The 20,551-nt window shown below is 69.3% G+C and carries 21 protein-coding genes; 6 read left to right on the forward strand and 15 right to left on the reverse strand.

The window, feature by feature from the left end; all coding sequences use genetic code 11:
- Window positions 1-440: hypothetical protein (locus tag QQJ79_RS07345; protein ID WP_284222277.1), on the forward strand; the 440-nt coding region annotated here is incomplete at its 5' end.
- 7 nt (window positions 441-447) lie between these two features.
- Here the strand turns inward: QQJ79_RS07345 and QQJ79_RS07350 are convergent.
- The 3 genes from QQJ79_RS07350 to QQJ79_RS07360 all read right to left on the reverse strand — a co-directional run bounded on the left by QQJ79_RS07350 (window position 448) and on the right by QQJ79_RS07360 (window position 2,728).
- The gene (locus QQJ79_RS07350) at window positions 448-897 is read right to left on the reverse strand and encodes a YkgJ family cysteine cluster protein (protein WP_284222278.1); all 450 of its coding nucleotides are present in this window, start codon (window positions 895-897) and stop codon (window positions 448-450) included.
- Window positions 898-1,055: 158 nt separating this feature from the next.
- A complete protein-coding gene (locus QQJ79_RS07355) occupies window positions 1,056-1,781 on the reverse strand; it encodes an ABC transporter permease (RefSeq protein WP_284222279.1) in 726 nt (241 codons plus the stop codon).
- On the reverse strand, window positions 1,781-2,728 hold the full coding sequence (locus QQJ79_RS07360; protein WP_284222280.1) for an ABC transporter ATP-binding protein: 948 nt from the start codon (window positions 2,726-2,728) through the stop codon (window positions 1,781-1,783). The genes QQJ79_RS07355 and QQJ79_RS07360 overlap by 1 nt, the downstream gene beginning before the upstream one ends.
- 100 nt (window positions 2,729-2,828) lie before the next feature.
- Here QQJ79_RS07360 and QQJ79_RS07365 point away from each other — a divergent pair, with 100 nt between their 5' ends.
- Window positions 2,829-3,329: a DUF2975 domain-containing protein gene (locus QQJ79_RS07365; RefSeq protein WP_284222281.1), complete on the forward strand. Its 501-nt coding sequence runs from the start codon at window positions 2,829-2,831 to the stop codon at window positions 3,327-3,329.
- Window positions 3,329-3,565, forward strand: a complete 237-nt coding sequence (locus QQJ79_RS07370) for a helix-turn-helix domain-containing protein (RefSeq protein ID WP_284222282.1) — start codon at window positions 3,329-3,331, stop codon at window positions 3,563-3,565. The genes QQJ79_RS07365 and QQJ79_RS07370 overlap by 1 nt, the downstream gene beginning before the upstream one ends.
- On the opposite strand, the gene QQJ79_RS07375 is transcribed toward QQJ79_RS07370, so the two are convergent.
- The 6 genes from QQJ79_RS07375 to QQJ79_RS07400 all read right to left on the reverse strand — a co-directional run bounded on the left by QQJ79_RS07375 (window position 3,562) and on the right by QQJ79_RS07400 (window position 10,089).
- On the reverse strand, window positions 3,562-4,059 hold the full coding sequence (locus QQJ79_RS07375; RefSeq protein WP_284222283.1) for a DUF6702 family protein: 498 nt from the start codon (window positions 4,057-4,059) through the stop codon (window positions 3,562-3,564). The genes QQJ79_RS07370 and QQJ79_RS07375 overlap by 4 nt on opposite strands.
- Window positions 4,059-6,464 (reverse strand): M1 family metallopeptidase, encoded by a 2,406-nt coding sequence (locus tag QQJ79_RS07380; RefSeq protein WP_284222284.1) that lies wholly within the window; start codon window positions 6,462-6,464, stop codon window positions 4,059-4,061. The genes QQJ79_RS07375 and QQJ79_RS07380 overlap by 1 nt, the downstream gene beginning before the upstream one ends.
- 74 nt (window positions 6,465-6,538) lie before the next feature.
- Window positions 6,539-7,510 (reverse strand): alpha/beta hydrolase, encoded by a 972-nt coding sequence (locus tag QQJ79_RS07385; protein WP_284222285.1) that lies wholly within the window; start codon window positions 7,508-7,510, stop codon window positions 6,539-6,541.
- A gap of 59 nt (window positions 7,511-7,569) precedes the next feature.
- Entirely contained in the window at window positions 7,570-8,751 is a 1,182-nt protein-coding gene (locus QQJ79_RS07390; protein ID WP_284222286.1) for a thiolase family protein, read from the reverse strand.
- 78 nt (window positions 8,752-8,829) lie between these two features.
- The gene (locus QQJ79_RS07395) at window positions 8,830-9,582 is read right to left on the reverse strand and encodes a glutathione S-transferase family protein (RefSeq protein WP_284222287.1); all 753 of its coding nucleotides are present in this window, start codon (window positions 9,580-9,582) and stop codon (window positions 8,830-8,832) included.
- Window positions 9,583-9,585: 3 nt separating this feature from the next.
- Window positions 9,586-10,089, reverse strand: coding sequence for a winged helix-turn-helix transcriptional regulator (locus tag QQJ79_RS07400; protein ID WP_284222288.1), 504 nt, complete (start codon window positions 10,087-10,089; stop codon window positions 9,586-9,588).
- A gap of 167 nt (window positions 10,090-10,256) precedes the next feature.
- Between QQJ79_RS07400 and QQJ79_RS07405 the strand changes: the two genes are divergently transcribed.
- Complete coding sequence (locus tag QQJ79_RS07405; protein WP_284222289.1) at window positions 10,257-11,096, forward strand: acyl-CoA thioesterase; 840 nt, start codon at window positions 10,257-10,259, stop codon at window positions 11,094-11,096.
- Here the strand turns inward: QQJ79_RS07405 and QQJ79_RS07410 are convergent.
- From QQJ79_RS07410 to QQJ79_RS07435, 6 genes are all read right to left on the reverse strand, one after another.
- On the reverse strand, window positions 11,093-11,659 hold the full coding sequence (locus QQJ79_RS07410) for a hemerythrin domain-containing protein (protein ID WP_284222290.1): 567 nt from the start codon (window positions 11,657-11,659) through the stop codon (window positions 11,093-11,095). The genes QQJ79_RS07405 and QQJ79_RS07410 overlap by 4 nt on opposite strands.
- Entirely contained in the window at window positions 11,652-12,851 is a 1,200-nt protein-coding gene (gene mnmA, locus QQJ79_RS07415) for a tRNA 2-thiouridine(34) synthase MnmA (protein WP_284222291.1), read from the reverse strand. Before mnmA ends, QQJ79_RS07410 begins: the two co-directional genes overlap by 8 nt.
- Window positions 12,852-12,956: 105 nt before the next feature.
- The gene (gene sciP / locus QQJ79_RS07420) at window positions 12,957-13,244 is read right to left on the reverse strand and encodes a CtrA inhibitor SciP (RefSeq protein WP_284222292.1); all 288 of its coding nucleotides are present in this window, start codon (window positions 13,242-13,244) and stop codon (window positions 12,957-12,959) included.
- Between the two features lie 163 nt (window positions 13,245-13,407).
- Window positions 13,408-14,862 carry a flagellar hook protein FlgE gene (gene flgE / locus QQJ79_RS07425; protein ID WP_284222293.1) on the reverse strand — a complete coding sequence of 485 codons (1,455 nt, stop codon included), beginning with the start codon at window positions 14,860-14,862 and terminating at the stop codon, window positions 13,408-13,410.
- A 13-nt stretch (window positions 14,863-14,875) separates the two neighbouring features.
- A complete protein-coding gene (locus QQJ79_RS07430; RefSeq protein WP_284222294.1) occupies window positions 14,876-15,637 on the reverse strand; it encodes a flagellar hook assembly protein FlgD in 762 nt (253 codons plus the stop codon).
- 4 nt (window positions 15,638-15,641) lie between these two features.
- Window positions 15,642-17,066 (reverse strand): flagellar hook-length control protein FliK, encoded by a 1,425-nt coding sequence (locus QQJ79_RS07435; RefSeq protein WP_284222295.1) that lies wholly within the window; start codon window positions 17,064-17,066, stop codon window positions 15,642-15,644.
- 409 nt (window positions 17,067-17,475) lie between these two features.
- Here QQJ79_RS07435 and flgK point away from each other — a divergent pair, with 409 nt between their 5' ends.
- Window positions 17,476-19,590: a flagellar hook-associated protein FlgK gene (gene flgK, locus QQJ79_RS07440; protein ID WP_284222296.1), complete on the forward strand. Its 2,115-nt coding sequence runs from the start codon at window positions 17,476-17,478 to the stop codon at window positions 19,588-19,590.
- Window positions 19,590-20,519: a flagellin gene (locus QQJ79_RS07445; protein ID WP_284222297.1), complete on the forward strand. Its 930-nt coding sequence runs from the start codon at window positions 19,590-19,592 to the stop codon at window positions 20,517-20,519. The genes flgK and QQJ79_RS07445 overlap by 1 nt, the downstream gene beginning before the upstream one ends.
- Window positions 20,520-20,551 lie beyond the last annotated feature (32 nt).

Below are 20,551 nucleotides of genomic sequence, written 5' to 3' on the forward strand. Positions count from 1 at the left end.
CGCCTGGCGTCTCTTCCGCGCCGACGCCGACGGTCCCGCTGGAGGCGGTGGCGCCGCCGCCCGCCGCCCCCGCCGTCACCGTGCTGGACAGCGCCGCCCGCGCGGCGCTGCCCTTCACGGTCGACCTGCCGTCAGGCTTCGAGATCGTCTCCGGCCGCCCGGGTCCGGACTTCCGCATCTATACGATCCGCCGCGGCGGCCAGTCCTTCGTCATGGTCTATGCCGGGCCGGCGTCGCAGTTCCCGATCTACAGCGGCCAGATGGTCGAGGCGGCGGGTCGCGCCTCCATCATCTCGACCGAGGACGGGGTGCGGCGCGCCGTGGAACACCTGTTCCAGCGGCCGACGGCGCCGGGCGAAATCCATGTCTGGACCATGAGTCTGGACGGCGCCGACCGTGACATGGCCGAACAGATCGCCCAGTCGGTGGACGTCCGCTAGCCGGTCGTCAGACCCGGCGCACCGGCGTGTCCGGGTCGCCCAGCCGCACGCCGCGCGATCCGGCGAAGACCAGCACCTCCTGGCCGGGCGCGGCGGCCCAGCGGCGCAACGTCGTCTGATAAGGTTCGCGCCGCCAGTCGTGCGGCCTGACCGCGTCGCATTCGACCACCAGCCGGCCCCCGCCCTGTTCGCTGTGCAGCACAAAGCCGGCGACGGTCGGCTTCCAGCTTTCGTCCAGCGCGTCGGTAAGCAGCCACAGGCAGTTGAAGACGCGGCAGTCGCCGGGCCTCTCGGCATAGATGGCGCAGCCCGCCGATTTGCTGAAATGCCGGCACCATTTGCCCGCCGGCTTGGCCAGCGCGGTCACGCCCATCAGCTTGCAGCACAGGCCGCAGTCGCCGCAGCTCTTGGCGGTGACCTGGGGCGCAGTGACAGGGGCCGCGCCGTCTTCACGCATGGGTGATGCTCCGCCCGGACCCTCGTCCGTCTTCGCCCTTGCCATGAGGGGATGATCTGCGCAAACCTGCAAACGGTTCGCAATCGCAGGAGTCGGCCATGATCGTGCTGACGACAGGCCCGGCGGCGCTGGTCCGCCTCATGCGGCGGGACGAACCCTCACAACACCTCCCGCCGGGACAGGTGGACGGTCATCAGGATCAGGGCGACCAGACCGAGACCACCCCCCAGGCCGAGGGCGGTGTTCACCCGCCACGCCTCTGACGCCAGCATGTTGATCGGCATCTGCCAGGGCAGGAACACGCCCTGTTTGGCCGAGGTGGCGACCACGGCGAAGAAGGTGCCGCCGATGCCCAGCACCAGTCCAGGCACGAAACTGGCGAAACGCAGGGCGGTCCAGAGCTGGATGGCGATCAGCAGCAGGGCTGCGAGGAACATCATCCCCATGGTCCGCGCGTAGGTCGCCAGCTCGAAGGGGCCGGTCGGCGTCAGCTCCGGCTTGATGGCCGCCGCCGCCGCCACAGCGCCCCAGACCATCGCCAGCACCATCAGGCTCATCCCGGCGACCACCGCCACCACGCAGATCGCCTTGGCCGCATAGAGTTTCCAGCGGGGCAGGGGGAGGGCGCGCAGGTGATCCCAGGACTTCGGCCCATGCTCCATGTGGGCGACCAGGGCTGTCAGGGCGGTGACGCTCATCGGCAGCATGAAGAAGGCCCAGATGGCCGAGGCGCTGCCCATCCACATCTCCCACGGCGCCGCCGCCTTGCCGCGGAGCATGTTGAAGAAGACGAAGAGGGCGATCAGGGACGGCGCGGCGATCGCAAGAACCGACGCGAGGGAGCGGTTGAGCTTGCGGGCTTCGACGGACAGGACGGCGAACATCAGACCAGCTCCGGCTGCATCAGTGGTTGAACGACGGGCGGGGTCGAGACCTGGCGGTAGATGCCCTCCAGCGTCCGGGCCTTCGGCCCAATGGAGAAGACCGCGATGTCGGCCTCGACCAGGGCGCGGTTCAGCGCCGCCGAGGCCATGCGGGCGTCGTCCCCGGGTGTGAGGGCGGCGATGATCCGGCCCGGCGCCTCGGCCACGGAGAAGCCCCGCGAGGCGGCGAGGGCGGCGGCGCGGGCGGGATCATCGGTCTCGACCGCGATCTCGGGGGCCATCCCGGCCTTGAGCCGCGCCAGTTCGCCCTCCAGAACCAGCCGGCCCTCATGGACGATGCCCACGTGGGTGGCCGTCTGTTCGATCTCGCCGAGCAGGTGGCTGGACAGCAGCACGGTGGCGCCCGTGCGGGCGGGAAGCTCGCCGAGGAAGCGGCGCATGTCGGCGATGCCGTCGGGATCGAGCCCGTTGGTCGGCTCGTCGAGGATCAGCACCGGCGGCGCGCCGAGCATGGCCCGCGCCAGGCCCAGACGCTGGCGCATGCCCAGCGAATAGTCCGACACCCGGCGACCGGCGTGGTCGGCCATCTCGACCACCTCCAGCACCCGTCCGATCTCGCGATCGGGCAGCTCCAGCAGACGGCGGGTCAGGTCCAGATTCTCCCGTCCGGACAGATTGCCGTAGAAGCCGTGCGCCTCCAGCAGGGCGCCGACCCGGCGCGCGGCGTCCAGACGGTCCCGGGCGACATCGACGCCGCAGACGCGGGCCGCGCCGCTGCTGGGCCGGATCAGGCCGAGCAGCATCTTCAGCGTCGTCGTCTTGCCGGCGCCGTTGCGGCCGAGGAAGCCGTAGACGGCGTTCTGCGGCACGGTCATCGACAGGGCGTCGACCGCCAGGCGACGGCCGTACCGGCGGGTCAGCTCAAGGGTTTCGATGGCCGGGGACATGGCGGGCTCGCTGAGTGTTTAAGTCAGAGATAAAGTTGCAAACACCGCTTCTTTAAGTCAAGATTAAAGATAAGTCACAGTTTCGACGCGGGAGAGACCCATGAGCCAGACAAACTCCAGCCGCTTCCGCCAACGCTGCGCCCAGTTCCGCTGGCTGGCCGTCTTCATGGTGGTCAGCGTCGGGGCCCTGTTGGCGCTGATGCATATCGTGGCCCCCGGCGTGATGCTGGCGCGGGGCGACTACACGGGCACGCCGACCGGCTGGACAGCCCAGATCGTCTGGGCCCTGCCGACCGTATTCTACCTGTTCGCCGTCTGGTCGATCGGCGCCGCCATGGGGCAGCTGTCGAAGGGGCGGTTGATCCAGCCGACCCTTGTGCACGCCCTTCGTCGGGTGGGCCTGTCCCTCGGGCTCGGGGGTCTGTTCAGCGTCTTCGGCGTCACCAATCTCGTGCGCCTGATCGAGGGCGGACGCGGCGGCTGGGCCTATTTCGACGTCGCCGGTATGACGCTCGGCGTGATCGGCGGCGCCCTGTTCCTGCTCGGCGGGGTCATGGAGCAGGCCGGCAAGATCCAGGCCGAGCTGGACGAGATGATCTGATGCCGATCCGCGTCACCCTCGACCAGTTGATCGTCAAACGCGGCATCAAGGCCCGCGACCTCGCCCAGCAGGTGGGGCTCAGCGAGACCCAGCTGTCGCTGTTCCGTTCGGGCAAGGTGAAGGGCATCCGCTTCCGCACCCTGGCGAAACTGTGCGCCGCGCTGGAGTGCCGGCCTAAGGACCTGCTGGACTATGACCATGATCCCGCGGACCTCGCCGCCGTGGACGAGGACTAGCCGGCGAAGGTCACGGTCTGGGCCGCCGATCCGGGACGGAAGACCACGGTGCGGGTGACGCCGTTGATCCGCACATTGACCTGCTGTTCCTGATCGTCGTGCACGCCCGGGAAGAAATCGAGATCGACGGTCACCGCGGCGATGCTGTGGTCGCTGGTCTCGCCCGCGAACTCGACCCGGATGTTGTCGCCGGCGAGATCGGTGGCGGCATGGGTCACCGGGATGGCGGCGCCGTCGATGTCGAGCCGGAACCTCTGGCGCAGATGGGTTTCCAGTTCCGCGACGGCGCGAGGATCGTCGAGGCTGGGTTGGGCCTCGGGCGCGATCGAGACCAGGGCCGGCTCCACGTCATGGGCGGAGAAGCGGTGAACCACGCTGACCGAGCCCGAGGCCGGATCGATCTCGATCACCGTCAGCCCGGCATGCCCGCGATGGGCGCTGACGGGCGTGGCGAGGGCGGCGACGAGCGCCGCGGCGAGCAGGACCCGCCTCATCACCGGGCGCCCGTCGGGCGACGTACCCGGGTCGCCGTCGAGTCGGGGCTGACCTCGACGTCGGAGTCGCGCATGCGGTTTTCACCGGGGGGAGGCGGCGGCGACAGGCGCAGGGTGCGCTCGTCGATCTGGCGCGGGAACAGGTTGTTGGCCCGGCTGGCGTCGGCGGTCTCCCGCAGCGGATCGACCTCGGCCGAGACCAGGGTTTTCGACGAGACATGCTGCCAGATCACCTGCTGGCTGTTGCGCCGCCAGATCTCGGCGGGGATGCGGATCGTCTCGTCCGAGCCGTCGCTGTACGTCAGCTTCAGGATCACCGGCATGACCAGTCCGCCGACGTTTTTGAAGGTGAAGCGGTAGATGTTGTCATCGAAACCTTGGGCCGCGCGGCGGTCGGCGTCGGCGCGGCGCGTGGCGCTCTCGGCGTCACGGCGCTGCTGGGCCGTGGTCGTGAAGCGGTCGGTCTCGTTGTAGAAATCCCGCGTCGCGGGGTCCCGCTCGACCACGGTCTGGATGCCGCGGTTGTTCTCAACCGTGCGCGAGATCGGCTCCTGTTCGAACCGCTCGCGGGCGGCGCGGTTGCGGACCTCGGGATCGGTCGATTCCAGGGTCGCGGCGGTCACGCTCTCCAGCGAGATGTCGACGTGGTCGGTGGAATAGAACCAGCCGCGCCAGAACCAGTCGAGATCGACGCCGGAGCTCTCCTCCATGGTGCGGAAGAAGTCGTAGGGCGTCGGGCGCTTGAAGGCCCAGCGCTGCGAATACTCGCGGAAGGCGCGGTCGAACAGTTCGCGGCCCAGCACCGTCTCGCGCAGGATCACCAGGGCGGTGGCCGGCTTGGCGTAGGCGTTGTTGCCGAACTGGAGCAGGGAGTCCGACTGGGTCATGACCGGCACCTGGTCCTGACTGATCATATATTCGATGATGCTGGACGGCTCGCCGCGCGCCGGGAAGTCGGCGTCCCACAGCTTCTCGGCCTGGAACTGCAGGAAGCTGTTCAGCCCCTCGTCCATCCAGGTCCACTGACGCTCGTCGGAATTGACGATCATCGGGAAATAGGTGTGGCCGACCTCATGGATGACCACGCCGATCAGGCCGTTCTTGGCCCGCTCGGTATAGGTCAGGCGGCCGTCGTCGCCCCGCACGGGGCGCGGCCCGTTGAAGGTGATCATCGGATATTCCATCCCGCCGACTGGGCCGTTGACCGACTGGGCCGTGGGATAGGGATAGGTGAAGGCGAACTGGTTGTAGACGTCGATGGTGTGGGCGATCGAACGGGTCGAATAGGTGTCCCACAGCGGGCGGGCCTCCTTCGGATAGAAGGACATGGCCATGACCACCGGGTGCTCGGCGCTCTCCTGATCGACGCCCATGGCGTCCCAGATGAATTTCCGGCTCGAGGCCCAGCCGAAGTCGCGCACGTTGTCGGCGCTGAAATTCCAGGTGCGGGTGCCCGAGCGGGCCGGGCGGGCCTCCGCCGCGGCGGCCTCCGCCGGCGTCACGATATAGACGGGCGCGTCGGCAGTGCGGGCCTCGGCCAGCCGCGCCCGCTGCTCGGGGCTGAGGATGTCGGTGTTCTGGAGCTCGCCCGTCGCGGCGACCGTATGGTCCGCGGGCGCGGTGATGGAGACGTCGTAGTCGCCGAACTCGAGCGTGAACTCGCCGGCCCCCAGAAACTGGGCGTTATGCCAGCCCTCATAGTCGGAATAGACGGCCAGGCGCGGGAACCATTGCGCCGCCAGGAACAGGCAGTTGCCGTCCTCGCCGGGCTTGGTGAAACACTCATAGCCGCTGCGCCCCCCGACGACATTGGTCTCGGGCAGGGGCAGGCTGAAGTCGATGGTGAAGGCGAAGCTCTCGCCGGTCGCGAGCGGGCGCGGCAGTTCGATCCGCATCATGGAATCGACGATGGTGAAGGGCAGGTCGCGGCCGTCCGGCCCGGTCACCTTCAGGTCGTTGAAGCCGCCTTCCCAGTCCTGCATCCGCTGCACGCGCAGCACCTCATTGACGCTGACGGTGTCGGAGGCCGTGTAGGTCCGGCTGCGCTCGGCCAAGGAGTCGCGGCGATAGTTCTGCTGGTCCAGCAGCAGCCACAGATAGCCGAGAGCGTCGGGCGAATGGTTGGTGTAGGTCACGGCCTCGCGGCCCGTCAGGGTGCGATTGGCCTCGTTCAGGCTGACGTCGATGTCGTAATCGACCTGCTGCTGCCAGTAGCGGTGGCCGGGCGCGCCCGAGGCGTTGCGATAGTCGGTCGGCGTCGGCCAGTCCTCGCCCTCGAACTGACGGAACTTGTCCTCGAAGGTGCCCCGCGACTGGTCGATGGGACCGACGCTCTGTTGCGCCAGGGCGGCCGAGGCCATGAGGGAGACGCCGGCGACCGACGCCAGCAACATACCGATCCGCATTCGAAACACCGTCCGTTACCTGAAAGCCCGCGCGGACCTTAGACAGCGGGGACGGCGGGGCAAGGCGGCGAAGATTAAGTCTGCGTAATCCAGCCGTGCCGCGCGGCCCAGGCCAGGACCAGCGCCGGCCAGGCGGCCGCCGGTCTCCCCGCGATCAGCCGGACCCCGAAGCCGTGCCCGCCTTCCTGGAACAGATGCGCCTCGCAGGGCACGCCGGCGGCGCGCAGGGCCGTCAGCAGTTGCAGGCTGTTTTCGACCGGCACGGCCTCGTCATCCATGGCGTGCAGCAGGAAGGTCGGGGCGCGACCGGTCCAGTCCATCCGCTCCAGCGAGTACCGCCCGATCGCTCCCGGCGCGGGCGTGGGGCCCAGCAGCTCCAGCCGCGACCCGGCGTGGACATGGGGGTCGGCCATGGTCGCCACGGGGTAGAGCAGAATACTGAGGTCGGGCCGGTGCGACACGGCGTCGGCTGCGTCCACGGGGGCGTAGGTCGCGTCGTCGCGCGCCGTGAGCATTCCGGCCAGATGCCCGCCCGCCGACGCCCCGAGCACCGCGACCCGCGCCGGGTCCAGTCCGTGGACGGCGGCCTGTGAGCGCACCAGCCTCAGGGCCCGTTGGGCGTCCTGCAACGGCGCGTCGGGCCCGGCGGCCCAGCCGTCGCCCGGCAGGCGGTAGCGGAGGACGAAACAGGTCACGCCGGCCTCGGCGAACACCCGGGCGCAGTCCAGCCCCTCCTTGTCCACCACCGCCCATTTGTACCCGCCGCCCGGGATCAGCAGCAGCGACGCGCCGTTGGGCCGCGCGGGCCGCAGCACCGTCAGGACGGGATCGGTCGTGTAGCGCGCGAAACGGTCGTGGAAGGCGGGATCAGTGGACCGTTCGGTCACCTGCGGCGTGACCGTGACCCGCTCTCCGCCCGGCGCCGCGCCCGGCCAGAGGCGGACGGTCTCCGTCGGGTCCGCCGGAGCGACCTGTCGCGCCGCCGCCGGAACAGGGATTGCGGCCACGGCGGCGAGGCCCAGGGCGGTGCGGCGGTTCAACGTCATGGGCGGGCTCCTGCCGCGAGGCTAGGCCATTCGCCCGCCCGCCGCCAAGCCGGTTGGCCTCAGGCCAGTTCGACCGCCACGGCCACGGCCTCGCCGCCGCCGATGCAGAGGCTGGCCACGCCCTTCCGGCCGCCGCGCGCCTTGAGCGCCGCCAGCAGGGTGGTCAGGACCCGCGCGCCCGAGGCGCCGATGGGGTGGCCGAGCGCCGTCGCGCCGCCGTTGACGTTCAGCTTCGCCCGGTCGATGCCGAGGTCGCGCATGGCGATCATGGCGACCACGGCGAAGGCCTCGTTGATCTCCCACAGATCGACGTCCTCCACGCTCCAGCCGGCCTTCTTCAGCGCCTTCTGCATCGCGGGGACCGGGGCGGTGGTGAACAGGCCGGGTTCATGCGCATGGGCGGCGTGGCTCACGACGCGCGCGATGATCGGCAGACCCATGGCCTTCGCCACGCTCTCGCGCGTCATCACGAGGGCGGCGGCGCCGTCCGAGATCGAGCTGGCGTTGGCGGCGGTGATGGTGCCGTCCTTGGAGAAGGCGGGCTTCAGGGTCGGGATCTTCTCCGGCATGGCCTTGCCGGGCTGTTCGTCCTCGGTGACCGTGACGACGCCCTGGCGTGAGGTGACCTCGACCGGGGTGATCTCGGCCTTGAAGGCGCCCGAGGCGATGGCCTCCAGTGCGCGGCTCAGGCTCTCCAGCGCGTATTCGTCCTGGGCCTCGCGGGTGAATTGATAGGTCCGGGCCGAGTCCTCGGCGAAGGCGCCCATCAGCTTGCCGGGGGTGTAGGCGTCCTCCAGCCCGTCCATATACATGCTGTCGACGATGACATCGTGGCCGATCCGGGCGCCGCCGCGGTGTTTGGTCATCAGATAGGGCGCGCCGGACATCGACTCCATCCCGCCCGCGACGATGACGTCCGCCGTGCCGGCCGTCAGGGCGTCGGAGGCCATCATCACCGCCTGCAGGCCCGAGCCGCACATCTTGTTGACGGTGGTCGCCTCGACATGCTGGCCGAGACCCGCGCCGAGCGCCGCCTGACGCGCCGGGGCCTGACCCAGTCCGGCGGGCAGGACGCAGCCCATGTAGATCTGTTCGACCTTTTCCGCCGCGACCCCGGCGCGCTCGACCGCGGCGCGGACCGCCGTCGCGCCCAGCTCGGTCGCCTTGACGCCGGACAAGGCGCCCTGGAAGCCGCCCATGGGCGTGCGGGCGAAGGAGACGATGACGACGGGGTCGGACATGACGGAAATCCTGGGATGGGCCTTGGAAAATCGGACGGGTGAATGGGCCGGTTGCGCGCCTTGCGCAAGTCGGAGAGGTCAGGCCGGAGTCATCGGCCCGCGGCGATATCCGTCGCCGGCCCAGCTGCGTGAGGCGGCGGCGAGGCCGAACTCCGGCAGGCGGTCGCGATGGGCGTGGAGCGGGGTGCGCATCAGGGTGCGCGCCAGTTTGTTGAGCGGGCCCAGCGGCGTTTCCGTCTCTATCCGCTCCAGCCAGGCGACCAGCCTCGGCCAGCGCGTCGGATCAACATTGACCTGCACCGCGCCGGCGTTGGCGAAGGCGGGCGCCAGGCTGAGGTCGGCGATCGACACCGCGCCGAACAGGAAACCGGCTTCCGGCATCTGGCTTTCCAGATAGTCGAGGATCGGCGGCAGTTCGACGTCGCGCGCCTTCTCCACGATCTCCGGGTCGGCCTCGGTTCCGAAGAAGCGGGGCTTCAGGGCGATCTGGAAGAACAGCCGCCATCCCAGCACGTCGAACAGGCGGGTGTCGGCGAACTCCTCGATCCAGCGCGCCCTGGCGCGCAGGACCGGATCGGCGGGCCAAAGGGACGGACCCGGCCGGGTCTCCTCGATGTACTGGACGATGACGCTGGAGTCGCACAGCGTGAGGTCGCCCTCCATCCAGACCGGGACCCGGCGCAGGGGGCTGAGGCGCTCGAAATCGTCATTGCCCATCATCGGCGGCATGGGATCGAGCGTGACCTCCACGCCCTTCATGGCGCAGACGGCCAGCACCTTGCGGACATAGGGCGAGACCGGGCTGCCGATCAGGGTGACGGGCGCCGCCATGGCTCAGGCGGCCTCTTCGTCGGTCCGTTCCCGAGGCATCATTTCGCCGACGGTCGGGCGGTTTTCGGCCCGGGTCAGCAGGATGTCCCGCGGTTTGACGATCTCGTTGCAGTGACCACAGGCGATGCGCGGCGCGAGGTCATGACCGCAGGTCTTGTGGATCATGGAGACGCCGGAATCCGCGTCGCCATAGACGTGTTTGGCCCCCCAGCCGTGCAGGGTGACCAGCACGCCGTACAGGTCCTTGCCCTTGGCGGTCAGGACATACTCGTTGCGGGGGGGGCGTTCGGAATAGAGTTGCGGCTCCAGCACGCCATGCTGGACCAGGCTCTTCAGCCGGGCGGCCAGCACATTGCGGGCGACGCCCAGCCGCTCCTGCCATTGCTCGAAGCGACTGACGCCATTGAAGGCGTCGCGGATGACCAGCAGGGTCCACGGATCGCCTATGACCTCGAGGGTGGCGGCGATCGAACAGCTCTGGCGTGAATAGTCTGCGGTGCGTCCCATACGGACGAAAGTGACCCTGCGTCAGCCGTTTGGCAAGAGGGTTGCCAATCTAAACGGACTAAGTCAGTCTTGTTTGGCTACGGACGCGCCGCGGCGTTTCCGGATCCCTCGACTTCGGGCGGAAGTCCCCGCTTCCGCCCGCCTTTCCCGCACGCTAGCAAGGCCGCATGACCCCGCAGACCCTCGCCGAAGCCCTGGCCCTGACCGACGACGGAGTCGGCGGCCTCACAGCCCGGCTGACCGGCGGATTTTCGAACGCGCCCCAGTCGGCGCCGCAGGAACGCGGCGCGCCGTTCGGCGGGTTGATGGCCGCTCTGGCCGCCGGCGCCATGCGGCAGGGGCTGGGCATCGAAACGCCGCTGCAGTCCCTGACCGTCCAGTACCTGGCCGCCGCCCGCTTCGAGGACGCCGTCTTCACCCCGACGATGAACCGCGGCGGTCGGAACGTGGCCTATGCCTCCGTCATCGGCGGTCAGGGCGACCGGCCCGCGATCCAGGCGTTGGGGACCTACGGACGCGATGTGGCCGGGCCGGTGCTGACGCCGCTGACGGCCTCGCCCCCGCCGGTGGCGGACCTGGATTCGACGCCGCTCGATCCCACCTTCGGTCCGTGGTTCACCCGGCACATCGACCACCGGTTCGTCGCCGGCCCGAAACTGTTCGGCGAGAACGCCGGCCGGACCCCCGAGCTCGGCTGCTGGATGCGGACCATCGACGCCGCCCCGCTGGACGAGGCCCGGCTGCTGTTCCTGCTGGACGGCCTGTACCCGACCTATTTCACCGCCTTCCCGGCGCCGCCGGTCATTTCCGCCAGCGTCGATCTGCGCGCTGACCTGCTCCTTGAACTGACGCCGGAGACCTCGCCCGAGGGCTGGGCCTATTTCCACTTCACCAGCCGGGACGTCGGCGGCGGCTGGGCCGTCGAGGACGGGGTGGCCCATGCGCCGGACGGAAGGCCGCTGGCGCTGGTCAGACAGCGCCGGAAGCTGATGCCGACCCGCGTCTAGCCGTGCAGGCCGCGCAGCTGGATCAGGGGGATGATGATGTCCTCCTCATCTTCCAGATGGCGCGCCAACGGGCGGGCGCCGTGCGCGATCAGGTCTGACAGGCGGGCGGCCTTGTCGGCTGCGTCGGGGGCGTTCCCGACCACGGCCTGATGAAAGGCCAGGCCGCCCCGGAACAGGGCGTCCAGCGTTTCGTGGATGGCGTCGTGGTCGCGGTCCAGCAGGTCGAGGCCTGGGCCGATCTTCGGCTCGATCGTCCGCATCATCGGGAAATACTGGCCGCTCTCGATCCGGTGGTGGCCGTCGAGATGCTGCAGGAAGGACTGAACCGCCGGGATCAGTTGGCGGTGCAGGGTCGTCAGGTCGCCGTCCGCCCGCCATTGGCCGACAAGGCCCTCCATATGCGCCTGATGGCCGCGAAAGCCGGCGTGCATCTGCAGCCAGAAGGCGGCGGTCTCGTCCAGCGTCGTCGTCCAGCGGTCGCGCGGAAACGCATCGAGCAGATAGCGGAACCCGACCGGCAGGCCGGTGCGCGAGGCGAGGGCGTCGCCGGGCGCGTCAGACAACGGCGGCGGTCGTCTTGATGAATCCGCCGCCCAGCAGCCGATCCGGATCGGCCGGGTCGTAGAGGGCGCAGGCCTGTCCGGGCGCCACGCCTTCCTCGCCCGTGGCGAAGGTCACGGCGACCGCGCCGTCGATCATCGACAGCCGGGCCGGGGAGGGCGGACGGGTCGAACGGACGCGGGCCAGCACCGGGGCGCCCGCCTCGGCCGCCGCCTCGATCGAGGCTTCGTCGCCCAGCCAGTTGGTCTCGTCCAGCGTCAGGGACGCCGTCAGCAGGGCTTCGCGCGGGCCGACGATGACGTGGCGCTTCACCGGATCCAGCCGGGTCACGAACAGCGGCTCGCCCACGGCGACGTTCAGGCCGCGGCGCTGGCCGATGGTGTAGTCGGTGATGCCCGCATGGCCGCCCAGCACCCGGCCGTCCATGTGCACGATCTCACCCGCCTCGCGCCCCTGGGGCCGCAGCTTGTCGATCAGGGTGCGATAATCGCCGTTGGGGACGAAACAGATGTCCTGGCTGTCCGGCTTGGCCGCGATGCGCAGGCCCAGTTCGGCGGCCACGCCGCGCACCTGGGGTTTCTCCAGATCGGCCAGCGGGAAGCGCAGATAGTCGAGCTGCTGCGCCGTGGTGGCGAACAGGAAATAGGACTGGTCGCGCGAGTGATCGATCGCCTTGCGCATCTGGGCCCGGCCGTCGACGACCGAGCGCCGGACATAGTGGCCCGTGGCCATGGCCTCGGCCCCGAGATCGCGGGCGACATCCAGCAGGTCGCGGAATTTGACCGTCTGGTTGCAGCGGATGCAGGGCACCGGCGTCTGGCCGGCCAGATAGGAGTCGGCGAACTGGTCGATCACCGCGTCGCGGAACCGGCTCTCATAGTCGAGGACGTAATGCGGGATGCCCAGCATTTCGGCCGCCAGACGGGCGTCGTGGATGTCCTGACCGGCGCAGCAGGCGCCCTTCTTCTTCAGCGCCGCGCCGTGGTCATAGAGCTGCAGGGTGACCCCGACCACGTCATAGCCCGCCTTGTGCAGCAGGGCCGCGACCACGGTGGAGTCGACCCCGCCCGACATGGCCGCCACCACGCGCGATCCGACCGGCAGGCCGACCGCCGCGCGCGCGGACTCGACCGCCGCATCCATGTCGGTGCGGGCGATGGTCGGAACCGGGCAGATGTCCTCAACGAGCGTCATGGCGCGCTATCTAGTGTGAAAGCGGTTCGTTTTCGAGGCCTGCCGGAAACGACAACGGCCGCCCCCGTCGCCGGGAGCGGCCGTGATCTCGTCGGAGCTGTCGCCTTACGGGCGGCCGTAGTGCTGGATGCGCGTCGTGCGCAGGCCCTGCATGCCCCATTTGTCGATCGCCTTCTGCCAGGCGAGGAACTCCTCGGCCGTCAGACGATAGCGCGCGAGCGCATCTTCCAGACTGATCAGTCCGCCGCGAACCGCGGCCACGACCTCCGCCTTGCGGCGGATCACCCAACGGTCCGTATTGGCCGGAGGGAGGTCGTGCAGCGTCAGGGGAGTGCCCGTCGGCCCGACCACGTATTGTTCGCCTCGATTATTAAGGCGTCGCTCTTGCAACATGGGCTTATGCCTCATTGACCACCACCACTATGAGTGAACGGTAGCGGTCGGCGGCTAAGGGCCGTTTAAGCGTCGTGGTGAAGGAAAGGCTAAAATGCCGTCCGTCCACAGTCCCAATATTCAACGAAAGATTCATTGAGGTTTACGCCTTGTTACTCAAGTATCAGCGTTTGATGCTGATCAGCTCGGCGAGCATTTCGTCTGCGGTGGTGATGATCTTGGACGATGCGGAATAGGCGCGCTGGGTGGTGATCAGCCCGGTGAACTCCGCGGACAGGTCGACCGTCGAGGCCTCAAGCTGCGAGGCGCCGATCAGGCCGGCGCCGCCGGTGCCTGCCGTTTTGAGATTGTAGGTGCCGGATCCCTGACTGACGCGGTAGGCGTTGCCCGACGTCTGGGTCAGGCTGTCCGGGCTGGGGAAGGTGGCCAGGGCGATCTGCGCGATCTGGCGCGTGACGCCGTTGTCGAAGATGGCGGTGACGAAACCCGTGTCGTCAATCTTCACCTCCGACAGATTGCCGAAGGCCGTGCCGTTGGTCAGGACCGCCTGCACCACCGACCCGCTGTCATACTGGGTCAGGCCGCCGGTCGCCGCCGTCAGGTCGAACGCCAGATCCTGGCTGTCGATGCCGAGTTCGGGGGCCCAGGTCACCTCGCCGGCGGCGGGCGCGCCCGAACTGGACGATCCGAAGCTCAGGGTTGCGTTGGCCACGTCCGAGAACAGAGCGCTCGCCCCCAGGGCCGTCATGGCGTCGGCGTCGAGGCGGCCGTCCTGGGTGAAGGCGACGAGGCCGCTTCTGATCTGGCCGTTCGACAGCCCGGCGCCGGTGACGACATCCGAGGCCGGAATGGCGCGGATTTCAGCGTACCACTGGTTGGGAACGGTGCTCTTCAGGAACGAGATCGCCACGGTCCGCTGGCCGCCCTTGGAGTCTGACACGGGGATGGTCAGCTCGAAGTCGGGCTTCACGCCCGCCCCGCTTTCGGCATCCCACATGGCCATCGAGTTGGTCGCGGGGTCATAGGCGTTGGCGCCGGGCGGAACGGCTGCGGCGTCCGTCGCCTCGGCCGAGACCAGCTGGCTGGACTTGATATTGGCGTTCAGCTGGATGCGGGTGGTGGCTTCCGCCGTGCCGCCCACCGAGCCGACGTTGATGGTGCGCAGGCGGTTCAGGTCGGAGGGATCGGTGGCGATATTGCCTTCCGCATCCACCGGCCAGCCCTGCAGATACAGGCCGGCGGTGTTCTTCAGATAGCCCAGGTTGTCGACGCTGAAGGCGCCGGCGCGGGTGAACAGGCGGCTGTCGGTGACCTGCAGGTTCTCGGGCTGTTCGGTGACCACGAAGAAGCCCTGACCGGCGATGCCGAGGTCGGTGTTCGACGTCGTGCGCTGCAACTGGCCGTTCTGGCTGGTGAAGTGGCGGGCCGTGGCCAGCACGCCGCCGGCGGAATAGCCCGCGCCCTGCGACTGGCTGTTGATGACCGTCGAAAACTCCCCCGCGGTGCGTTTGTAGCCCACGGTGTTCACGTTCGCGATGTTCTGCGAGATCGCGGCGAGGGCGGCGGAGTTGGCGGTCAGGCCGGACACGCCGGCCAGAAGGGCGCTGTTGATGCTCATGACGCGAGGCTCCTTACGAGAACAGTTTCAATGGGTTGAAGGTTGAGGCGATGGAGGCCAGCAGGCTCTCCTCGCTGTCGTCATTGGCCGGCGTCGTCGTCGCGGCGGCGCGGGACTCCTCCAGCGCGATCACGGTGGAGAGCGGCAGGATGGAGTTGCCGACCGTCAGATACGGCTCGCCGTCGTACATCTCGACGCCGGTGATCCGGCCGCGCGTCAGGACCTGGCTGTCGATGGCGCCGCCGGCGGCGTCCTTGGCCACGACCCTGAGCGAATAGACCTGGCCGTCCTGGCCGTCCGTCCCGCTGGTGGCCTCGCCGTCCCAGGTGAAGTCATGGACGCCGGTCCCCCGGTCGGGCGCGTCGCCGGACCAGACCACATTGCCCGAGCCGTCCAGCACCTGCAGCGTCGCCGAGGCGGCGTTCGACGCCAGCTCATAGCTCCAGGTCGCTTCGCCGTCGGTGAATTTGGTGGCCGACCAGGCCGCGGTGGCTTCCTTGCCGATATAGGTGGCCGCGCCCGCCAGACCGCCGCCGCCCTGGGCCGCCAGCAGGCCCTTCAGCAGGTCGTTGGTCAGCAGCTGCTGCTCCACGCCGGCCATCTGGGTCAGCTGGGCGGTGAACTGGTTGGAATCGACCGGCGACAGCGGATCCTGGTTCTTCAGCTGCGAAGTCAGAAGGGTCAGGAAGGTCTCGAAGTTCGACGCGAGCATGGTCGAACCGGCGCCGATCCGGTTGGTGGCGTTGGCGGTCGTATTGGCGACAGAGTCGACCATCGGATCAGACCTTCATGTCCACGCCCGAGGGCGAGAGGGAGAGCGTCAGCCAGCGGGGAGGCTGGGCGACGTCGATTTCAGTGTTGAGACGCGAGGCGGCGGCGAAGGCGCGGGACGAGCCGTTCCGCGCATCCTGACCGCGGTCAAAGGCGCTGGAGCCGCTGTCCCGGTCGGCGAATTCGAAGGCGTCCTCCGCCAGATGGAAGCCGGCGTCCTCAAGCTGACGGCGCAGCTCGTCGGCGCGGCCTTTCAGATCGGTCGCGGCGGCCGGGTTGTCGAAGGCGAGGCGGGCGTTCAGACGGCCCTCGGAATCGATGTCCAGCTTGACGTCCACACGCCCGAGCTCATCCGGGGTCAGCGCCATCTCGAACCGCGTGGACCGGCCCTCGAGCCGGCGCAGGATCTGGGCGGCGATCTGGGCGGTCGCCTCGATCGTGGCCCGCGACAGCTGGGACACACCGGTTTCGCGTGGGCCGGCGGCGGCGGCCTGGGTCTGGGCGGTCGTGCTTTCAACGGGGGGCGGCAGTTCCGAGGGCGGCGCTTCGGCCTCGCCGCCCTTGGCGACGTCGCGCGCCAGGGCGGCGGCGGCGGCGGCGTCTAGGGGACCCGTCGCCGGATGGGCGGCGACGACGGCTGCGGGCTGTGCAGGCGCCGGAGCCGGCCGCGCCGGATCCGTCACGCGCGAGCCATCGCCGGTCCTGGCGTCGACGGGTCCCAACAACCGGCCTGTGCGTTCGGCTGAAGGGCGGAGCGGCGGGGGAGGCGGGGCCGGAGGCAAGGTCGTCGGCGTTGCGCCGGTCCGGACGCGGGCCTCGGCGGCCGCCGTCGTGGCGGCGGTTTCGGCCGAAGTCATCTCGGTGTCCGACGTCTCCCCGGTCGGGGGGACCACCGCGGGCAGCGGGGGCAGAACCTCGGGCCTGGGGGGCTTGGTGGTCAGCCCGTTGTCCGTGAGCAGCGGCGTCGTGGTTTGCTCGCGGGGCAGAACCTCGGGGCCGTTGGTCTTGGGGGTCAAGGCCTTGTCTACAGGCAGCGGGGTGGTGGCCTGCGTCCCGTCCGGATCGTTGGCCGCGCCGGCCGGAACAGGTTGGAGGAGGACGGCGTCCGCCCCGGTCTCGTCGGGCTGAGCTCCTTCAGATCCGGCGTCGGCCGTGGAGATCGCCTCCGCCGCAGCCGGAAGAACGAGCGGCGCCGGCGGCGGCGTGGGCGAGGCCAGGAAGCCCGCAACCGCCGAAGGGTCGACCTCCGCCTCGACCTGCACGTCGTCAGGCTTCCGCGGTTCGGTCAGGGTCTTTCCAGCGGGCGCCGCCGCGGTCTCGCCGGACAGGGCCGCCAGCAGGTCCCGGAATCCGGACGCGGCCTCGCCCGACGTCCCTTGCGGGGCGGCGGGGACGGCCGGCGCGATGACGGACAGCAGGGTCAGGGCGGACATGAGTTCCGGGAAGGCGGCTCGCCGAAGCGAGGGGGACGAGGGCGCTTGCTGCGCCGGACATTCGGAACCAATGGCGCAAGTCGCGGGCCAACCGGGCGGCGCCACACAAGGCGCTGAATGGTCACGGAAAAATGTCCCGGAAGCGCGACGGGGCGCTGTTGCGGCTCAGTCGAAACTTGCCGCGTGAAGACGATTCTTGCCCGGCGCCCGCCGTCGACTTGCGCGCCCTGCGTCGGCCTGGCGCCCGGATGGCCCGGCGTTTGCGCCCCTTGCCGCTCATGACCCAGGCGCGAAACGCAAGAGCGCGTAATTTCAGTAGCTTGCACGGCCCGCCTTCGCGCGACGCCGGGCAAAAAGCGCGCATCGGCTGGCAGGGCTTGCCGGGCGCCGTGCCTTTGGAGGCCTTCGGATGTCCCTGAGCGCCATCATGAACACCGCGAGCTCGGGCCTCCAGACGGCCCAGACCCAGCTGCGCGTCGTTTCGGACAATGTCTCCAACGTCAACACGCCCGGCTATGTCCGCAAGATCGCTGAACAGCGGACCCTGACCAGCCAGGGCCTGGGCTCCGGCGTGGAGGTGTCGCGCATTCGCCTCGCCACCGACCGGTTCCTGCAGGCGGCCAGCCTGAATGCGGGGGCCGAGTCCGCGCGCATGGGCGTGCGCCACGAACTGTATGACCGCATCCAGTCGCTGTTCGGCGATCCGGGCGGCGACTCCGGCTTCTTCTCGCAGGTCGACGCCGTCTTTTCGGCCTTCGCGGCCACCGCCGAGGATCCGACGTCGTCGCCGCGTCGGCAGGACGCCCTCTTCCGGACCCAGGCGCTGTTCGATGAGGCCAGCCGGATCGCCGGCCAGATCCAGGCGGTTCGCGAAGACGCCGACAGCCGGATCCAGAGCGCCGTGGAACGGGCCAACAGCATGCTCGAACAGATCGAGGGCCTGAACCTCGAGATCGCGCGCGCGACGGCGGTCGACGGCGACGCCTCGGGGGCCGAGACGGCCCAATCGGCGCTGATCGGTCAGCTGGCGGAACTGGTGGACATCCGGGTTGCGGCGCGGCCGGTGGGCGGCGTGTCGATCCGGACAGGCTCGGGCACGCTTCTGGCCGGCCAGGGCGCGGCGACCCTGGAGTATAACCGCGCCGGGACGATCACCGGTGAAACCGCCTTCAACGAAATCTGGGTAACCGAGCCCGGCGGACAGAAGCGGTCCCTGCTCGACAATGTCGCCTCGGGCGAGATCAAGGGTCTGGTTGAGTTGCGGGACGTCGAGGCGCCCGCCGCGGCGGAACGGCTGGCCGAACTGGTCGCCCATGCGGCCGACGAATTGAACCGCGCCCACAACGCCAACTCCGCCGTCCCGGCGCCGACCAGCCTGACCGGCCGCAACGTCGGGCAGGCGTTCGAGAGCGCGATCGCCGGCTTCTCGGGACAGACCACGGTCGCCGTGACCAATGCGGCCGGCGTCATCCAGGCCCGGGCGGACATCGTCTTCTCCGGCGCAACCATGACGGTGAACGGGGCCGCGGCGACGCCGGCGAATTTCCTGACCGTGCTGAACGCCCAGCTGGGCGGGGCGGCGACGGCCAGCTTCACCGCCGGCAGGCTGACGATTGCGGCGACCGGCGCCAACGGCGTGGCCGTGGCCGATGACGCCGCCGGGCCGTCCGCGAAGGCAGGCCGGAGCTTTTCGCACTATTTCGGTCTCAACGACCTGGTTTCGTCGGACCGGCCGGCCTTCTACGACAACGGCCTGACCGCCGCCTCGCCGCACGGCTTCACCGCCGGGGAGACCCTGACGTTCCGCTTCACCGGGGAGAGCGGCTCGCGGCTGCGTGACTTGCAGGTCGCCGTACCGGCGGGCGGCACGATCGGAGACCTGGTCGCCGCGCTGAACGACGCCGGGACGGGGATCGGGCGCTTCGGGTCCTTCTCGCTGGCCGCCGACGGTTCGCTGTCGTTCACCGGCTTCGGCAATCCGGCGCCGGCGATGACCGTGCTGGAGGACCGCACCACCCAGATTCCTTCAGGCGTGTCGGTGACCGAGCTGTTGGGCATCGGCGGCGGCGTGCGCGCCTCGCGGGCGGACGGCTTCGCCTTGCGCGCCGACATCCGGCAAAGCCCCTCCAGACTGGCGCTCGCACAGCTGAACCGGTCCGCCGCCGCCGGAACGGCGGCCCTGAGCATCGGCGACGGTCGCGGGGCCCTGGCCCTCGCCGACGCCGGCGAGCGGACGGCGAATTTTCAGGCCGCCGGGGGCTCGTCCGGCGGATCGATCTCGGTCTCCCGCTACGCGGCGGAGCTGTCGGGCGAGATCGGCGGCAAGGCGGCCGCGGCCAAGAACCGGATGGAGACGGCGAACGCCCTCTACACCGAGGCGGGGGCCCGCCAGACAGCGCATGAAGGCGTCAATCTGGACGAGGAACTGGTGCTGATGACCACCTATCAGCAGGCCTTTAACGCCTCGGCCCGGCTGATTCAGGCGGCCAAGGACATGTACGATACGCTGATGGGGATGGTCTGATGATCCGCGTCGCCACCTTTGGAAACTATCAGTCGGCCCTGCTGGACCTGATGAGCGCCCAGACGCGGGCGGCCGACGCACAGGAGCGGGTCTCGACCCAGAAGAACGCCACCGATCTGACCGGCTTCGGCCGGCAGTCCGAAACGCTGACCGCCATGAAGGGCGCGCAAAGCCGGATCCAGGGGTTCATCGACACCAGCGCCGCTGTGAGCGCGCGCCTGACGACCCAGGACCTGGCCCTCGGCCAGATCAACGACGCCATCGCCGGCGCTCGCGAGGCGCTTGGCGGAGCCGTCGCGACAGATTCCGGCGGGTCGTTGATGCTGGAGCTCGAAGGATATTTCCAGGCTGCCCGGGGCGGACTGAACATGCGGCACCACGGCGGCTACCTGTTCGCCGGCGCCTCGACCTCGACCACCCCTGTCGCCGCCGCCAACCTGTCTGAACTTGTGGCCGCCCCCAGCGTGGCGTCGCTGTTCAGCAATGACACGCTGAAGACCGCAAGCCGCGTGGCCGAAGGCACGACGCTGGAGACCGGCTTCCTCGCCGACGAACTGGGCACGGAGGTTCTGAGCATTCTGCGGGACATCCAGACTTTTCACACGACGCCGGGTTCGGGCCCGCTGGATGGCAGGCTCACCGCGCCGCAGAAGGCGTTCCTGGCGACGCAACTGGCGCGCCTGGAACAGGCCGGGACGGCTGTGGTCGACAAGATGGCCAAGACCGGATCCTTCGCCAAACAGGTAGAGAACATCACCGCCGGTCACGAGGCGCAGAAGGCCGCGCTGGACGAACTGGTGGCGGGCCGCACCGACGCGGACATGGCCGAAGCGATCACCGACCTTCAACTGTCGCAGGTCGCCATCCAGGCCTCGGCCCAGGTGATCAGCCAGCTGCGCCAGGTCTCTCTCCTCAACTATCTGAGCTGAAAAGCCATTTTGTCCCACGGCCACGCTCGACA

Origin of the sequence: Brevundimonas denitrificans, assembly GCF_030160755.1 — a bacterium.
GTDB lineage: Bacteria > Pseudomonadota > Alphaproteobacteria > Caulobacterales > Caulobacteraceae > Brevundimonas > Brevundimonas denitrificans.

What these genes read in the sequence shown, in the direction of transcription:
- QQJ79_RS07350 (WP_284222278.1), bottom strand. Translation starts at nt 897, where the DNA reads ATGCGTGAAGACGGCGCGGCCCCTGTCACTGCGCCCCAGGTCACCGCC.
- QQJ79_RS07355 (WP_284222279.1), bottom strand. Translation starts at nt 1,781, where the DNA reads ATGTTCGCCGTCCTGTCCGTCGAAGCCCGCAAGCTCAACCGCTCCCTC.
- QQJ79_RS07360 (WP_284222280.1), bottom strand. Translation starts at nt 2,728, where the DNA reads ATGTCCCCGGCCATCGAAACCCTTGAGCTGACCCGCCGGTACGGCCGT.
- QQJ79_RS07365 (WP_284222281.1), top strand. Translation starts at nt 2,829, where the DNA reads ATGAGCCAGACAAACTCCAGCCGCTTCCGCCAACGCTGCGCCCAGTTC.
- QQJ79_RS07370 (WP_284222282.1), top strand. Translation starts at nt 3,329, where the DNA reads ATGCCGATCCGCGTCACCCTCGACCAGTTGATCGTCAAACGCGGCATC.
- QQJ79_RS07375 (WP_284222283.1), bottom strand. Translation starts at nt 4,059, where the DNA reads ATGAGGCGGGTCCTGCTCGCCGCGGCGCTCGTCGCCGCCCTCGCCACG.
- QQJ79_RS07380 (WP_284222284.1), bottom strand. Translation starts at nt 6,464, where the DNA reads ATGCGGATCGGTATGTTGCTGGCGTCGGTCGCCGGCGTCTCCCTCATG.
- QQJ79_RS07385 (WP_284222285.1), bottom strand. Translation starts at nt 7,510, where the DNA reads ATGACGTTGAACCGCCGCACCGCCCTGGGCCTCGCCGCCGTGGCCGCA.
- QQJ79_RS07390 (WP_284222286.1), bottom strand. Translation starts at nt 8,751, where the DNA reads ATGTCCGACCCCGTCGTCATCGTCTCCTTCGCCCGCACGCCCATGGGC.
- QQJ79_RS07395 (WP_284222287.1), bottom strand. Translation starts at nt 9,582, where the DNA reads ATGGCGGCGCCCGTCACCCTGATCGGCAGCCCGGTCTCGCCCTATGTC.
- QQJ79_RS07400 (WP_284222288.1), bottom strand. Translation starts at nt 10,089, where the DNA reads ATGGGACGCACCGCAGACTATTCACGCCAGAGCTGTTCGATCGCCGCC.
- QQJ79_RS07405 (WP_284222289.1), top strand. Translation starts at nt 10,257, where the DNA reads ATGACCCCGCAGACCCTCGCCGAAGCCCTGGCCCTGACCGACGACGGA.
- mnmA (WP_284222291.1), bottom strand. Translation starts at nt 12,851, where the DNA reads ATGACGCTCGTTGAGGACATCTGCCCGGTTCCGACCATCGCCCGCACC.
- sciP (WP_284222292.1), bottom strand. Translation starts at nt 13,244, where the DNA reads ATGTTGCAAGAGCGACGCCTTAATAATCGAGGCGAACAATACGTGGTC.
- flgE (WP_284222293.1), bottom strand. Translation starts at nt 14,862, where the DNA reads ATGAGCATCAACAGCGCCCTTCTGGCCGGCGTGTCCGGCCTGACCGCC.
- QQJ79_RS07430 (WP_284222294.1), bottom strand. Translation starts at nt 15,637, where the DNA reads ATGGTCGACTCTGTCGCCAATACGACCGCCAACGCCACCAACCGGATC.
- QQJ79_RS07435 (WP_284222295.1), bottom strand. Translation starts at nt 17,066, where the DNA reads ATGTCCGCCCTGACCCTGCTGTCCGTCATCGCGCCGGCCGTCCCCGCC.
- flgK (WP_284222296.1), top strand. Translation starts at nt 17,476, where the DNA reads ATGTCCCTGAGCGCCATCATGAACACCGCGAGCTCGGGCCTCCAGACG.
- QQJ79_RS07445 (WP_284222297.1), top strand. Translation starts at nt 19,590, where the DNA reads ATGATCCGCGTCGCCACCTTTGGAAACTATCAGTCGGCCCTGCTGGAC.